Source organism: Burkholderia sp. AW33-5, assembly GCF_053427615.1.
The window spans coordinates 77378-92041 of sequence record NZ_JBSAXA010000002.1; the positions used below are offsets into that span (position 1 = coordinate 77378).

General features: G+C 68.5%; 12 protein-coding genes and 1 tRNA gene. 10 read left to right on the forward strand and 3 right to left on the reverse strand.

What is annotated here, in order from left to right:
• Window positions 1-10 precede the first annotated feature (10 nt).
• The 4 genes from hutG to ACV22V_RS03870 all read left to right on the forward strand — a co-directional run bounded on the left by hutG (window position 11) and on the right by ACV22V_RS03870 (window position 5123).
• Window positions 11-808 (forward strand): N-formylglutamate deformylase, encoded by a 798-nt coding sequence (gene hutG, locus ACV22V_RS03855; RefSeq protein ID WP_059817882.1) that lies wholly within the window; start codon window positions 11-13, stop codon window positions 806-808.
• A gap of 735 nt (window positions 809-1543) precedes the next feature.
• Window positions 1544-2350 carry a gamma-glutamyl-gamma-aminobutyrate hydrolase family protein gene (locus ACV22V_RS03860; protein WP_448013074.1) on the forward strand — a complete coding sequence of 269 codons (807 nt, stop codon included), beginning with the start codon at window positions 1544-1546 and terminating at the stop codon, window positions 2348-2350.
• 12 nt (window positions 2351-2362) lie between these two features.
• Window positions 2363-3700 carry a glutamine synthetase family protein gene (locus ACV22V_RS03865; protein WP_059689197.1) on the forward strand — a complete coding sequence of 446 codons (1338 nt, stop codon included), beginning with the start codon at window positions 2363-2365 and terminating at the stop codon, window positions 3698-3700.
• Window positions 3701-3728: 28 nt separating this feature from the next.
• On the forward strand, window positions 3729-5123 hold the full coding sequence (locus ACV22V_RS03870) for an aspartate aminotransferase family protein (protein ID WP_448013076.1): 1395 nt from the start codon (window positions 3729-3731) through the stop codon (window positions 5121-5123).
• 160 nt (window positions 5124-5283) lie between these two features.
• Here ACV22V_RS03870 and ACV22V_RS03875 read toward each other — a convergent pair.
• Together ACV22V_RS03875 and ACV22V_RS03880 are read right to left on the reverse strand one after the other, a co-directional pair.
• Window positions 5284-5358, reverse strand: a tRNA-Val gene (locus ACV22V_RS03875).
• Window positions 5359-5441: 83 nt separating this feature from the next.
• Entirely contained in the window at window positions 5442-5924 is a 483-nt protein-coding gene (locus ACV22V_RS03880; RefSeq protein WP_059535916.1) for an Lrp/AsnC family transcriptional regulator, read from the reverse strand.
• 191 nt (window positions 5925-6115) lie between these two features.
• On the opposite strand from ACV22V_RS03880, the gene ACV22V_RS03885 reads away from it, so the two are divergent.
• The 4 genes from ACV22V_RS03885 (at window position 6116) to ACV22V_RS03900 (ending at window position 10430) form a co-directional block, all read left to right on the forward strand.
• Window positions 6116-7330, forward strand: coding sequence for an amino acid aminotransferase (locus ACV22V_RS03885; protein WP_448013313.1), 1215 nt, complete (start codon window positions 6116-6118; stop codon window positions 7328-7330).
• 30 nt (window positions 7331-7360) lie between these two features.
• Complete coding sequence (locus ACV22V_RS03890; protein WP_059535912.1) at window positions 7361-7747, forward strand: RidA family protein; 387 nt, start codon at window positions 7361-7363, stop codon at window positions 7745-7747.
• 101 nt (window positions 7748-7848) lie between these two features.
• A complete protein-coding gene (locus tag ACV22V_RS03895) occupies window positions 7849-8919 on the forward strand; it encodes a porin (RefSeq protein ID WP_448013080.1) in 1071 nt (356 codons plus the stop codon).
• Between the two features lie 92 nt (window positions 8920-9011).
• Window positions 9012-10430 (forward strand): amino acid permease, encoded by a 1419-nt coding sequence (locus tag ACV22V_RS03900; protein WP_059535908.1) that lies wholly within the window; start codon window positions 9012-9014, stop codon window positions 10428-10430.
• 47 nt (window positions 10431-10477) lie between these two features.
• Here ACV22V_RS03900 and ACV22V_RS03905 read toward each other — a convergent pair whose 3' ends face one another.
• Entirely contained in the window at window positions 10478-11380 is a 903-nt protein-coding gene (locus tag ACV22V_RS03905; RefSeq protein WP_059535906.1) for a LysR family transcriptional regulator, read from the reverse strand.
• Window positions 11381-11553: 173 nt separating this feature from the next.
• On the opposite strand from ACV22V_RS03905, the gene ACV22V_RS03910 reads away from it, so the two are divergent.
• Together ACV22V_RS03910 and ACV22V_RS03915 are read left to right on the forward strand one after the other, a co-directional pair.
• Window positions 11554-13308 (forward strand): acyl-CoA dehydrogenase family protein, encoded by a 1755-nt coding sequence (locus tag ACV22V_RS03910; protein ID WP_448013082.1) that lies wholly within the window; start codon window positions 11554-11556, stop codon window positions 13306-13308.
• A 14-nt stretch (window positions 13309-13322) separates the two neighbouring features.
• Window positions 13323-14525, forward strand: a complete 1203-nt coding sequence (locus ACV22V_RS03915; protein WP_448013314.1) for a CaiB/BaiF CoA transferase family protein — start codon at window positions 13323-13325, stop codon at window positions 14523-14525.
• The last annotated feature ends 139 nt before the right edge of the window (window positions 14526-14664 follow it).

A 14664-nucleotide genomic window follows, 5' to 3' on the forward strand; every position in this document is an offset into this window, starting at 1 on the left:
GTGATGCGACATGACTGAACAACCGGCTGTTTTCACGCTGAAGCAGGGCACGCTGCCGCTGCTGATCTCGATTCCGCACGCAGGCACCCACATTCCCGACGACATCGCCGCGACGATGACGCCCGATGCGCGCTTCGTCGACGATTGCGACTGGCATCTCGAGCGGCTGTACGGGTTCGCGGCGACGCTTGGTGCGTCGATCCTCGTGCCGTCGCACGCGCGTTACGTCGTCGACCTGAACCGTCCGCCCGACAACGAGAACCTGTACCCGGGGCAGGACACGACCGGGCTCGTGCCGGTCGACACGTTCGACAAGGCGCCGCTGTATCCGGCGAACGCGCTGCCCGGCAACGACGAGATCATGCGCCGTCGCGACCGCTACTGGCGCCCGTATCATGACGCGCTGCAAGGCGAGATCGCGCGCCTGAAGCGCGAGCACGGCCGCGTGCTCGTGTGGGAAGCGCATTCGATCCGCTCGCACGTGCCGCGCTTCTTCGAAGGCCGCCTGCCTGATTTCAACTTCGGCACGTCGGGCGGCGCGAGCGCCGCGCCCGGCCTCGCCGAGGCGCTGGCGGCATGCGTGAGCGCGCACGGCGGCTATACGGCCGTCGCGAACGGGCGTTTCAAGGGCGGTTACATCACGCGTCACTATGGCGTGCCCGCCACCGGCGTCGAAGCCGTGCAGCTCGAGCTGTCGCAGATCACCTATATGGAAGAAACGCGTCCGTACGCGTACGACGAAGCGCGTGCGGCGCGGATCGTGCCGCTGCTGCAGACGCTCGTCGAAACCGCGCTCGCGCATCGCTGAGCCGCCGGCGCGCGTCGCGTGCGTGGTGTGCGGCGGCGCGGTGCCGTCTCGCGCCATGGCCTGCCAGCGGGCACTGCACGTGCCGACGCAGCGCACAAAACGGCATCGACCGGTCGGGTCGATGCCGTTTTTTTTCGTCTGATCGATGTCGGGATCGATACCTGAAAATTTGACGCAATTTTTAGGTGATATAAGCTGAATGTCAGGAAGTCGTCACGCGCGCCGGCCGCGACGGCGTCGATCAGCGCCGCACCGCGCCGGAATCCGTTGCGAAACACCTTGCCGACGTGTCGCCGCGCGGCATTGCCGCCTCCGCTTCATCGCGACACGTGTCCTGTCTTCACCAGTCAGTCGAGTACGATCGTGAAAGCCGCCAGCCCTTCGATATGCCGGACCCGAAGTCCGTCGGCGGGCGCGCCGCCTCAGGCCGGGCCGATCCGGCATGCTGATCGCGGCACGCGCGCCGCCCTCATACGCGAGCCTCGTCTCTTCGCTGTGTCCCATCGCGGCCTGCGCCGCTTCAACCTCGTGACCGCGCACGTGTTCAGCGCGGTGCAGTGCGACGGCAGCGCTTCATTGTTGCCCTAGCGTCCGTTTCCGCTTTCGCATCGGGTCGCACCGTCCGTTGCCGCGCCGTTCGCGCGGCAGGATCGCGCATGGGCGCGTGCGGCGCGACCGCGCGTGGCCATCGCCCCGCGCGGATGCCCGCGTCGCACGTTCATCCTGGAGGCGATCATGCGACCACGCCCGCTCGTAGCCGTCACCGCCGACCGCGTGATGCGCGGCGCCCATCCGAACCACACGGCCGGCGAGAAGTATCTCGTCGCGCTGGTCGACGGTGCCGGCGCGCTCGCCTTCGTGCTGCCCGCGCTCGGCACGCGCCAGCCGGTCGACGCGATCGTCGCGTCCATCGACGGGCTGCTGCTGACCGGCAGCTATTCGAACGTCGAGCCGCATCACTACGGCGGCCCGGCGAGCATGCCCGACACGCTGCACGATCCCGCGCGCGATGCGACCGCGCTGCCGCTGATCCGCGCGGCGATCGACGCGGGCGTGCCCGTGCTCGCGATCTGCCGCGGCATGCAGGAGCTGAACGTCGCGTATGGCGGCACGCTGCATCAGCGGCTGCATGCGAGCGCGAGTTTCCACGATCATCGCGAGCGCGACGGCGATCCGCTCGAGCGGCAGTACGGCCCCGCGCACCGCGTGCAGCTCGCGCCGGGCGGCCTGCTGCAACGGGTCGCGCGCGGCGCGCATGACGCGATGGTCAATTCGCTGCACGACCAGGGCATCGCGCGGCTCGGTGCGGGGCTCGTGGTCGAAGCGAGCGCGCCCGACGGGCTGATCGAGGCCGTCAGCGTGCGCGGCGCGCGTGCGTTCGCGCTCGGCGTGCAGTGGCATCCCGAATGGCGCTTCGCGGAACAGCCGCTGTCGCGCGACATCTTCGCGGCATTCGGCGCGGCGTGCCGCGCGCGCATGACACACCGCATTCATGCGGCCGGCGGCACCCTGCCGTCGCCGGCCGCATCCGACATCGACTGAACGAGGCCGATCATGCAACCCGAACTGAGCGAATTCCTGCGTCAGCACCGCATCACCGAAGTCGAGGCGATCATTCCCGACATGGCCGGCATCGCGCGCGGCAAGATCATTCCGCGCAACAAGTTCGAGTCCGGCGAATCGATGCGCCTGCCGCAGGCGGTGATGGTGCAGACCGTCACCGGCGACTATCCGGAAGACGGTTCGCTGACCGGCGTGACCGATCCCGACATGGTGTGCGTGCCCGATCCGTCGACGATCTGCCTGATTCCGTGGGCCGTCGATCCGACCGCGCAGGTGATTCACGATTGCGTGCATTTCGACGGCTCGCCGGTCGAGATCTCGCCGCGCTACGTGCTGCGCCGCGTGCTCGACCTGTACAAGGCGAAGGGGTGGAAGCCGGTCGTCGCGCCCGAACTCGAGTTCTATCTGGTCGACATGAACGCCGACCCGGACCTGCCGTTGCGTCCGCCGGTCGGCCGCACGGGCCGCGCGGAGACGGGGCGTCAGTCGTATTCGATCGAGGCGGTCAACGAGTTCGATCCGCTGTTCGAGGACATCTACGAATACTGCGAAATGCAGGGCCTCGACATCGAGACGCTGATCCACGAGGTCGGCGCCGCGCAGATGGAGATCAACTTCGTGCACGGCGACGCGCTGTCGCTCGCCGACCAGGTGTTCCTGTTCAAGCGCACGGTGCGCGAGGCCGCGCTGCGCCACAACATGTACGCGACGTTCATGGCCAAGCCGATGGAAAACGAGCCGGGCTCCGCGATGCATATCCACCAGAGCCTCGCCGATGCGCGCACCGGCCACAACCTGTTCGCCGACGAGGGCGGCGTCGTCTCGCCGATGTTCCACAGCTATCTCGCGGGGCTGCAGAAATACACGCCTGCATTGATGCCGATCTTCGCGCCGTACATCAACTCGTACCGCCGGCTGTCGCGCTTCATGGCGGCGCCGATCAACGTGCAGTGGGGCTACGACAACCGCACCGTCGGCTTTCGCATCCCGCAGTCGACGCCGGTCGCGCGGCGCATCGAGAACCGGATTCCGGGCGTCGACTGCAATCCGTACCTCGCATTCGCGGCGACGCTCGCGGCCGGGTATCTCGGTCTCACGCAGCAGCTCGCGCCGACCGAACCGATCGCGTCCGACGGCTACGACCTGCCGTACCAGCTGCCGCGCAACCTCGAGGAGGGCATCTCGCTGATGGCCGCGTGCGCGCCGCTCGCCGACATTCTCGGCAACAAGTTCGTGAAGGCGTATCTGGCGCTGAAGGAAACCGAATACGAAGCGTTTTTCCGCGTGATCAGCTCGTGGGAACGCCGCCATCTCCTGCTGCACGTGTGAGCGTGCGGCACCGACCTGCGGAGGCAACATGACAGAACGAAGCGAAGCCGTCGCCGCGCGCTCGACCGCCGAATACCGCGCGCTCGACGCCGCGCACCACATCCACCCGTTCTCCGACATGGGTGCGCTCAACCGCGCGGGCAGCCGCGTGATCGTGAAGGCCGACGGCGTCTACCTGTGGGACTCGGACGGCAACAAGGTCATCGACGGCATGGCCGGCCTCTGGTGCGTGAACGTCGGCTACGGCCGCAAGGAACTCGCCGACGCCGCGTATCGCCAGCTTCAGGAACTGCCGTTCTACAACACGTTCTTCAAGACGACGCACCCGCCGGTGATCGAACTGTCGGCGATGCTCGCCGAAGTCACGCCCGCGGGCTTCAACCACTTCTTCTATTGCAACAGCGGCTCGGAAGGCAACGACACCGTGCTGCGTCTCGTGCACCAGTACTGGCGCGTGCAGGGCAAGCCGCAGAAGAAGGTCGTGATCTCGCGCAAGAACGGCTACCACGGCTCGACGATTGCGGGCGGCACGCTCGGCGGGATGGGCTACATGCACGAGCAGATGCCGTCGCAGGTCGAGAACATCGTGCACATCGACCAGCCGTATTTCTTCGGCGAAGCGCAGGCCGGCGAGACGCCCGAAGCGTTCGGCCTCGCACGCGCGCAGCAGCTCGAAGCGAAGATCCTCGAACTCGGCGCGGAGAACGTCGCCGCGTTCATCGGCGAGCCGTTCCAGGGCGCCGGCGGCGTGATCTTCCCGCCGTCGACCTACTGGCCGGAAATCCAGCGGATCTGCCGCAAGTACGACATCCTGCTCGTCGCCGACGAAGTGATCGGCGGCTTCGGCCGCACCGGCGAATGGTTCGCGCATCAGCACTTCGGCTTCGAGCCGGACCTGATCACGATGGCCAAGGGCCTGACGTCGGGCTACGTGCCGATGGGCGCGGTGGGCATCCACGAACGCATCGCGCGGCCGATCATCGACAACGGCGAATTCAATCACGGCCTCACGTACTCGGGTCATCCGGTCGCGGCGGCGGTGGCGGTCGCGAACCTGAAGCTGCTGCGCGACGAGGGAATCGTCGAGCGCGTGAAGCGCGACATCGGGCCGTATTTCCAGCGACGGCTGCGGGAAGCGCTCGGCGATCATCCGATCGTCGGCGAGATCGCGGGGGCGGGACTGGTCGCGGGTGTCCAGCTCGCGCGCGATCGCGAGCGGCGCGAGCGGTTCGACGCCAGCGTCGATATCGGCACCATCTGCCGCGACTTCTGCTTCAACGGGAATCTGATCATGCGCGCGACCGGCGACCGGATGCTGCTGTCGCCGCCGCTGGTGATCCGGGAGGCGGAGGTCGACGAGATCGTCGACAAGGCGAAGCGCGCGTTCGATGCGACGGCGGAGCGGGTGGGGCGGGCAGGGTAGTCAGTCGTCGCGACACTGCGATTGCATGTGGTCGCAGCGTCGTTGCCCGTCGAACGGGTTCGCGAGCGCAAGGAAGCGTGCAGGGGAGGCGGGCCGCAGCAGAAAGGCGGCCGCAAAACGAAAAGGGCCTGCGTCGTGAGACGCAGGCCCTTGAATTCTTTGGTGGGCGGTACTGGGATCGAACCAGTGACCCCTGCCGTGTGAAGGCAGTGCTCTACCGCTGAGCTAACCGCCCAAAGAAGCTGAAATTATGTCAGAGCTTTTCGGGTTCGTAAAGCACTTTCTTCAAATATTTTTCAGGCCGGTGCAAAAGGTTCGTCAGCCGGCCGTCGACGGCTCGACGAGATCGAGGATCGAGCCGTCGCGCTTGAGCGTCGCGAGCACGATGCTCGAATTGATCGACATCACGCCCGTCGCGCGGTGCAGGCGGTTGATCACGAAGTCGGAATAGTGGTCGAGGTCGCGCGCCCGCACCGTCAGCACGTAGTTCGAGCCGCCCGTCACGATCTGCGCGGCGATGACTTCCGGCCACTGCTGGATCGCCTCCACGAACCGGTCGTGCCATTCGGGTACGTCCGGCCGCATCGACACGTGCACGAGCGCCTCGAATGCGACGCCGACCTTCTTCGGATCGATCGTGCAGCGGTAGCCCGAAATGGCGCCGCGTTCCTCGAGCAGCTTCACGCGCCGCAGGCACGCCGACGGCGACAGCGCGACCGCATTCGCGAGGTCCTGATTGCTGATGCGTCCGTCCCGCTCGAGATGCCGGAGGATCCGCATGTCGGTTCGATCCAGATTCATTTCGCAGAATCCCATAGTTTTTGAGATGACAAGCGCAGACTCTACTGCAATGGCGGCGATTCGTCATCGAAAAGTGAAGCTCATTCTATTTCGTCCTCGATAACATGCGCCCCATGCCTCGACCGCACGGCCTGACGCGCTGTCACGCCGCCGGCCGACTCGCCGCCTTCAACTTCCAGCGTCATTCCGCCATGTACGAACACATTCCCGCCTATCCGGGCGACCCGATCCTGTCGCTGTTCCAGGCGTTCCAGCAGGATGCCCATCCGCACAAGGTCAACCTCAGCATCGGTCTCTACTACGACGAAACGGGCCGCATCCCCGTGCTGGAGAGCACGCGTCTCGCGGCCGAGCGCGTGCGCGAAGCCGGCGCGCCGCATACGTATCTGCCGATGGAAGGGCTCGCCGCGTATCGGCAGGGCGTGCAGCGCCTCGTGTTCGGCGCCGACTGCGCGGCGCTTGCGCAAGGGCGTATCGCGACGCTGCAGACGCTCGGCGGCTCGGGCGCGCTGCGGCTCGGCGCGGAATTCGTGAAGCGCTATTTCCCCGACAGCGCGATCTGGATCAGCGATCCGACGTGGGACAACCATCGCGTGATCTTCGCGGCGGCCGGCCTCGACGTGCATACGTATCCGTACTACGACGAAGCGCGCAACGACCTGCGCGTCGACGCGATGCTCGCGGCGCTCGACGCGCTGCCCGCGCGCAGCGTCGTGCTGCTGCAGCCGTGCTGCCACAACCCGACGGGCCTCGACCTCGGCCGCGACGCATGGCGCGCGGTGATCGACGTGCTCGCGCGCCGCGGGCTGATTCCGTTCCTCGACATGGCGTACCAGGGCTTCGGCGACGGGCTCGACGACGACGCATGGGCCGTGCGCGCGATCGTCGAAGCGGGACTGCCGGCGATCGTCAGCAACTCGTTCTCGAAGAACTTCTCGCTGTACGGCGAGCGCGTCGGCGGCCTGTCGATCGTCTGCACGAGCGCGGGCGAAGCGGCGACGGTGCTGAGCCAGTTGCAGGCCGGCGTGCGCCGCACCTATTCGAGCCCGCCGCTGTTCGGCGCGCAGCTCGTGTCGGCCGTGCTGAACGACGACGTCCTGCGGGCATGCTGGGAAGACGAGGTGGCCGAGGTGCGCACGCGCATCAAGCGCATGCGCGGCGCGCTGAAGGCGCGGCTCGACGCGCGCCTGCCGGCGAGCGCGTTCGATGCGCTCGTCACGCAGCGCGGCATGTTCAGCTACACGGGCATCGCGGCGACCGACGTGGACCGGCTGCGCGCGTCGCACGGCGTCTACCTGCTGCGCTCGGGCCGCATGTGCATCGCGGGCCTGAACGACGCGAACGTCGACCACGTCGCGAACGCGATCGCCGACGTGCTCGGCGGCACGTCGCGCCAGGCCGCCTGAGCGGCCGCTCCCGAACCGAAGGAGGACACGATGGCAGACACGATCCCGGTCGACTTGCCGCAACTCGCGCAGCCGTTCTCGTGGGCGACCCGCGCGAGCGGGCTGATGTTTACCGGCCACGGGCCGGTCGATGCGTCCGGCGCGATCGCCGGCGACACGATGACCGAGCAGGCGCGCATCACGCTCGGCAATCTCGCGAAGGCCGTCGCGGCGGCCGGCGCGACGATGGACGACGTCGCGCAGGTGCTCGTCTATCTGTCCGACGTGAAGGCGATGCCCGAATTCGACGCCGAATACCGGCGCCACTTTCACGAACCGTACCCGAACCGCACGTGCGTGGGCGTGCAGGGCTTCGCGCACCCGGACATGCGCGTCGAACTCGTCGCGTACGTCGCGCTGCCGGCGGCGCGCGGCTAGCCGGCACGCGACTTCGCGACGATCGCAGCCCCCACGATTACCGACAAGCATCAACACCCCCCCGACGAACATCAAATATTCAGACAAGGATGGAGACGAAGATGAGGCGTATCACTCGATTCGCAGTACCGACGATGGCGGGCCTGCTCGCCGCGAGCGGCGCGATGGCGCAGAGCAGCGTGACGCTGTACGGCATCGTCGACCAGAGCATTCGCTACACGACGCATGCGAACGCGTCGAACGACGCGAGCGTGCAGATGACCAACGGCGCGATCACCAACAGCCGCTGGGGCCTGAAGGGCAGCGAAGCGCTTGGCGGCGGGCTGAAGGCGATCTTCCAGCTCGAGAGCGGCTTCGAGCCGCAGAACGGGCAGCTCGACGGCGCGCTGTTCGGCCGCTACGCGTATGTCGGCCTGGCGAGCGACTGGGGCACCGTGAAGCTGGGCCGGCAGGCGACCGAGGCGTTCAACCTGTTCGGCGATCTCGATCCGCTGACGGTCGGCAACTATACGGCCAACATGTGGCCGTACTTCCTCACGCAGGGCCGCGCGAGCAACGTCGTCAGCTACGACGGCACGTTCGGCGGGCTGAACGTCGGCGCGAGCTACGGCTTCGGCGGCGTCGCGGGCAGCCTCGGCGCGAATGCGTACTGGGGCACGCACGTGTCATACACGCTCGGCGGGCTGATGATCGGCGCGACCTACCAGCAGGCGCGCGACCTGAACAGCCGTGCGCAGCAGGCATGGGGCGCGGGCGCACGCTACGCGTTCGGCGCGGCGACGCTGTACGCGGGTTACCTCGGCGGCATCGACCGCACGGGCCTGCTCGACCGGCAACTGCTGAACGCGCCGGGCCGCGACGTGACCTACGGTTCGTTCGCCGACAATCCGCGCCGCGACGCGATCTTCTATACCGGCGCGAGCGTGAAGGTCACGCCGGCGGTGTCGGTGACGGGCGTCGCGTACTACGACGACATCCGCAACGTCAACGGCGTCGCAGGCAACGGCGGGAAGCGCTATACGGGCGTGCTCGAGGCCGAGTACGCTCTGTCGAAGGCGACGCAGGTCTATGCGACGGTCGACTACAACCGGGTGACCGGCGGCGCGTTCACCGAAATGCCCGGACGCGGCAACCAGACGGGTATCGCGGCCGGCTTGCGCCACATGTTCTGAGCACGCGGCGCGCGGTGGCCGGTGCGGTCCGGCACCGGTCCGTGCGCCGTCGATGTTTCGACCGGACACACGTTTTCGAACGAGGTCATTCGATGCAACCAGAAGGGCAATTCCAGCACATCGCGGCGCGCGAGCAGGGTCTGCGCCGCACGCTTTCCGCACGGCAGATGGCGATGATCGCGATCGGCGGTGCGATCGGCACGGGTCTCTTTCTCGGCAGCGGGTTCGCGATCGGCTTTGCCGGCCCGAGCGTGCTCGTCAGCTACGCGATCGGCGCGTTCATCTCGCTGCTGCTGATGGGCTGTCTCGCGGAGATGACGGTCGCGCACCCGACTTCCGGGTCGTTCGGCGCGTACGCCGAACATTACGTGAGCCCGTGGGCCGGGTTCCTCGTGCGCTATGCGTACTGGGCGTGCATCGTGCTCGCGGTCGGCACCGAAGTCACCGCGATCGCGCTGTACATGAAGTACTGGTTCCCGGGCGTGCCGGGCTGGCTGTGGATCGTCGGCTTCTCGGCGCTGCTCGTATTCGTCAACGCGCGCAGCGTCGACGTGTTCGGCGCGGTCGAATACGGCTTCTCGGTCGTGAAGATCGCGGCGATCGTCGGCTTCATCGTGCTGGGCGCGTACGTCGTGTTCGGCAATCCGGCGCTGGTCGGCGACGGCGCGGCCGGCGCGGGCTTCCACCATTACACCGAGCACGGCGGGTTCTTCCCGAAGGGGATGTGGGGGATGTGGGTCGCGGTGATCGTGTCGATCTTCAGCTACCTGAGCATCGAGATGATCGCGGTCGCGGCGGGCGAGGCGGAAGATCCCGAGCGCGCGGTGACGCGCGCGTTCCGCTCGACGATCGTGCGGCTCGTGCTGTTCTACCTCGTCACGCTCGCGCTGATGCTCGCGATCGTGCCGTGGACGGCGGCGGGGCGCGACGAAAGCCCGTTCGTGAAGGTGATGGAGGCGATCCACCTGCCGGGCGCGGCCGGGCTGATCAACTTCGTCGTGCTGATCGCCGCGCTGTCCGCGATGAACAGCCAGCTCTACATCACGACGCGGATGATGTTCAGCCTGTCGCGCGCGGGTCATGCGCCGAAGGCGCTCGGCGAGGTGAACACGCGCGGCGTGCCGTTCGGCGCGCTGATGCTGTCGACGCTCGGCATCGCGCTCGCGACGGTCCTGAGCGTGCTGTATCCGGACGCGTCGTTCACGATCATGATGTCGGTGTCGATGTTCGGCGCGCTGTTCACGTGGATGATGATCTTCGTCACGCATTACTGCTTCCGGCGGCGTCGCGCGGCGCTCGGCCTGCCGGCGCCCGCGTTCCGGATGCGCGGCTTCCCGCTGCTGACGCTGCTCGGCGCGGCGCTGATGCTCGCGGTGATGGTGACGACGTACTTCACGGCCGAATTCCACATGACGCTGATCTTCGGCATTCCGTTCCTGGTCGCGCTGTCCGTCGTGTATGCGGTGTGGTATCGGCGCGCGCAGCCGGTGCTGCAGCCGGAAGCGAAGTAGCGGAGAAGTGTCGGAGAAGTACCGGCGCGGCGTACCGGCGCGCCGGCTCAGCCCGCGAGCGCGGGCAGCGCGTCGATCGACGCGCGCACGTAGTCGGCGAAGCGCAGCGCGACCGGTTCGGCGGTGCCGCTGCGCTTCAGCTCCAGCGTGCGCGATTCGAGCGACGCATCCTTCAGCGGCCGGAACGCGAGCCGGTCGCTCTTCACCTGCTGCAGCACGCGCGGCACCAGCGCGATGCCCATCCCGAATTCGATCATCGACAGGATCGTCTGCCAGAGCCGCGCCTCGTGACGGATCAGCGGGCTGAATCCCGCGTTCACGCATTGCGCGATGATCAGGTCGTGATAGTGCGGCGCCGCGTCGCGCGGAAACAGGATGAACGGTTCCGCGGCCAGCGCGGCGAGTGCGACCTGCCGGCGCCGCGCGAGCGGATGCGCGGCCGGCAGGCAGCACACGAACGGTTCCGCGTAGACGGGCGCCGATTCGACCTCGGGCGGGCAGTGGCCCCAGTGCGCGTAGCCGAGATCGATCTGGCCGCGCTGGATCGCCTGCACCTGCGCCTGCGTGTTCATCTCGCTCAGCACGATCTCGACGCCAGGATAATCGGCCTCGAAGCGTCGCACGGCGTCGGGCAGCCCGCGATACAGCATCGAATGGACGAAGCCGATCCGCAGCCGTCCCGCGAGACCGGACGCCGAGCGCACCGTGAGACGCTCCGCCTCGGCCGCCTGCAGCAGCAGCCGGCGCGCTTCGCCGAGCAGCACCGCGCCCGCGTTGGTCAGCGCGACCGTCTTGTTGGTGCGGGAAAAAAGCTGCACGCCGAGCGCATCCTCGAACTTGCGGATGTCGAAGCTCAGCGCCGGCTGCGAGATGAACAGGCGCTTCGCCGCGCGCCCGAAATGCAGCTCCTCGGCGACCGCCACGAAGTAGCGCAACTGCCTCAGTTCCATGGTGCGTCCTCCCCGCATCGGCATCGATAAGCGTCGTCTATCGTACCGGATAAATCCTGTATTGGACGCTTATCGATCGCGCGCCTACGCTCTGCTGAACGCCTGGCACCAGCCGGCCGCGCCGCCGCGGCGCGGGCACCGGCCGGCAGCCGGGCCACCATGGAGACGCATGCATGAACGACACCGCTCGCACGCCGGACACAGGCGCGACCAACAACATCCCCGATAGCCGGGGCATCAACTTCTTCACGGCCGATCCCGATCTCGGCGCGTTGCTGAAACTGCATCTCGGCGCGACCCGCTACGCGGCACTCGAACCGCAGCTGCACGCGCTCGGCGCGCGCGTGTCGGGCGAACTCGACGCGTGGGCGTCGCGCGCGGACAAGCATCCGCCCGTGCTCGAGCATCGCAACCGGCGCGGCGAAGCCGTGCAGCGGATCGACAAGGATCCCGCGTATGTCGCGCTCGAACGGGTCGCTTACTCGGAACTCGGGCTCGCGGCGCTGAGCCACCAGCCCGAGGCGGTGGCGCCGCTCGTCAAGTACGCGCTGACGTTCCTGTTCGTGCAGGCGGAATTCGGGTTGTGCTGCCCGGTCAGCATGACCGATTCGCTGACGCGCACGCTGCGTCGTTTCGGCGACCCGGCGCTCGTCGAACACTATCTGCCGAGGCTCGCGTCGCGCGATTTCGACACGCTGTTCCAGGGCGCGATGTTCATGACCGAGCAGGCGGCCGGCTCCGACGTCGGCCGCATCGCGACGCGCGCGGTGCGTGAAACCGACGCGCAGGGCGGGGCGGTGTGGCGCCTGTACGGCGACAAGTGGTTCTGCTCGAACGCGGACGCCGACCTGGCGATGGTGCTCGCGCGGCCCGACGGCGCGCCGGACGGCATCAAGGGCCTCGCGCTGTTCCTGCTGCCGAAGACGCTGCCGGACGGCACGCGCAATCGCTACCGGATCGTGCGGCTGAAGGACAAGCTCGGCAGCCGTTCGATGGCGAGCGGCGAGATCGCGCTCGAAGGCGCGCAGGCCTGGCTGATCGGCGAGATCGGCCGCGGCTTTCACCAGATGGCCGACATGATCAACATGTCGCGGCTGTCGAACGGCGTGCGCGCGGCGGGCCTGATGCGGCGCGCGCTGAACGAGTCGCTGCACGTGGCCGCGCATCGCGCCGCGTTCGGCCGCAAGCTGATCGAGATGCCGCTGATGCAGCGTCAGTTGATGAAGATGCTGCTGCCCGCCGAGGCCGCGCGCGCGATGTTCATGCAGATCGCGCTGCTGCTGCCGCAGGCGGATGCGGGCGACGAGCAGGCCGCGCGCTGCGTGCGCATCCTCACGCCGCTGATCAAGTTCCGCGCGTGCCGCGATGCGCGCCGCGTGACGGGCGACGCGATGGAGGTGCGCGGCGGCACCGGCTACATCGAGGAATGGAGCGATGCGCGCCTCGTGCGCGACGCGCATCTCGGCTCGATCTGGGAAGGCACCAGCAACATCGTCGCGCTCGACGTCGCGCGCGCCGCGCAGCGCGAGCAGGCGCTCGACGCGCTGCGCACGTTCCTCGGCGACCGGCTCGGCGCGGCGCCGCTGCCCGACGCGAGCCGCGCGGCGCTGCGGCGCATTCTCGCGCGCGCGTGCGATGCGCTCGCGCGGGTCGCGGCGGAAGGCGACGACGCGCGCGTGCGGCAGGCCGCGTCGGCGCTTTACTACGCGAGCGCGGCTGTGCTGATGGCGTGCGAGGGCGCCCAGCTCGCACCCGATTTCCGGCGCCTCGCGCTCGCGCACCTGGTCGTGCGTCACAAGCTGCTGCCGGTCGACCCGCTCGCACCGGCGTCGCGCGACGACGAAGCGGCGGCGTTCGACGCGCTGCTGCGCGGCACACCGGTGCCGCTCGACATGGCGCTCGACCTGCTGCCGGAGGTCGAACGATGAGCGCGACGGAAGCGATGAACGCGCCGCGCGGCGCGCTCGACGGGCTCAAGATCGTCGACCTGAGCCGCGTGCTCGGCGGTCCGTACTGCACGCAGGCGCTCGCCGATCACGGCGCGACCGTGATCAAGATCGAGCCGCCGGACGGCGACGAGACGCGCGGCTGGGGGCCGCCGTTCCTCGGCGACACCGCGTGGTATTTCATGGGCGTGAACCGCAACAAGGAGGGGCTCGCGCTCGACCTGTCCCGCGACGACGGGCGCGCGATCCTGTGGCGCCTGCTGGAGGACGCCGACGTGCTCGTCGAGAACTTCAAGCCCGGCACGCTCGCGCGCTGGGGCATGGACTATGCGCGCGACCTGCAGCCGCGTTTCCCGCGCCTGATCCACTGCGCGGTGACGGGCTTCGGCGAGGACGGCCCGCTCGGCGGGCTGCCCGGCTACGACGCGGTGATCCAGGCGATGGCCGGGCTGATGAGCGTCAACGGCGAGCGCGACGGCGACGCGATGCGAATCGGGTTGCCGATCGTCGACATGGTCACGGGGCTCAATGCGCTTGCCGGCATCCTGCTGGCGCTCGCGGAGCGCGAGAAGAGCGGGCAGGGGCAGTCGATCGACATCGCGCTGTACGACTGCGGCGTGTCGCTGCTGCATCCGCACCTGCCGAACTTCTTCGGCTCGGGGCGCGTGCCCGGGCGCAGCGGCAACGCGCATCCGAACATCGCGCCGTACGACAGCTATCGCACGGCGACGGTGCCGATCTTCCTCGCGGTCGGCAACGACCGGCAGTTCGCGCGCCTCGTCGCGCATCTTGGCGCGCCGGCGCTCGCGGGCGATCCGCGCTTCGCCGACAACCGCAGCCGCTGCGCGCACCGGCCCGAACTGAAGGCCGAGCTCGAGGCACGGCTCGCCGCCCATCCGTGCGAGCCGCTGGCGCGCGACCTGATGGCGGCGGGCGTGCCGTGCGGGCCGGTGCGCACGGTCGCCGACGTCGCGCGCGACCCGCATGCGCTGCACCGCGAATTGTTCGTCGAGATCGGCGCATATCGCGGCACGGCATCGCCGGTGAAGCTGTCGCGCACGCCGGCAACCTATCGTTCGCCGCCGCCCGCGCTCGGCCGCGACACGCGCGCGGTGCTCGACCGCCTCGGCGTCGATCCCGCGCTCCAGCAACGATTGCTCGACGCCGGCGTGCTGAAGGTCGCGCCGGACCCGGCGTGACCGGCCGAGTGGTGCGCGCACGCGAGCATCCTCGGCCGGCGCATCGCAGGGACAAGCCGCTCGACGCAAGGCAATGAAAGCGCCGTAAGGCGACGTAAAGCACCACCGCCAGCCGGCGGCGCAAGGCCGGCCATCCGGC

What these genes read in the sequence shown, in the direction of transcription:
- hutG (WP_059817882.1), top strand. Translation starts at nt 11, where the DNA reads ATGACTGAACAACCGGCTGTTTTCACGCTGAAGCAGGGCACGCTGCCG.
- ACV22V_RS03860 (WP_448013074.1), top strand. Translation starts at nt 1,544, where the DNA reads ATGCGACCACGCCCGCTCGTAGCCGTCACCGCCGACCGCGTGATGCGC.
- ACV22V_RS03865 (WP_059689197.1), top strand. Translation starts at nt 2,363, where the DNA reads ATGCAACCCGAACTGAGCGAATTCCTGCGTCAGCACCGCATCACCGAA.
- ACV22V_RS03870 (WP_448013076.1), top strand. Translation starts at nt 3,729, where the DNA reads ATGACAGAACGAAGCGAAGCCGTCGCCGCGCGCTCGACCGCCGAATAC.
- ACV22V_RS03880 (WP_059535916.1), bottom strand. Translation starts at nt 5,924, where the DNA reads ATGAATCTGGATCGAACCGACATGCGGATCCTCCGGCATCTCGAGCGG.
- ACV22V_RS03885 (WP_448013313.1), top strand. Translation starts at nt 6,116, where the DNA reads ATGTACGAACACATTCCCGCCTATCCGGGCGACCCGATCCTGTCGCTG.
- ACV22V_RS03890 (WP_059535912.1), top strand. Translation starts at nt 7,361, where the DNA reads ATGGCAGACACGATCCCGGTCGACTTGCCGCAACTCGCGCAGCCGTTC.
- ACV22V_RS03895 (WP_448013080.1), top strand. Translation starts at nt 7,849, where the DNA reads ATGAGGCGTATCACTCGATTCGCAGTACCGACGATGGCGGGCCTGCTC.
- ACV22V_RS03900 (WP_059535908.1), top strand. Translation starts at nt 9,012, where the DNA reads ATGCAACCAGAAGGGCAATTCCAGCACATCGCGGCGCGCGAGCAGGGT.
- ACV22V_RS03905 (WP_059535906.1), bottom strand. Translation starts at nt 11,380, where the DNA reads ATGGAACTGAGGCAGTTGCGCTACTTCGTGGCGGTCGCCGAGGAGCTG.
- ACV22V_RS03910 (WP_448013082.1), top strand. Translation starts at nt 11,554, where the DNA reads ATGAACGACACCGCTCGCACGCCGGACACAGGCGCGACCAACAACATC.
- ACV22V_RS03915 (WP_448013314.1), top strand. Translation starts at nt 13,323, where the DNA reads ATGAACGCGCCGCGCGGCGCGCTCGACGGGCTCAAGATCGTCGACCTG.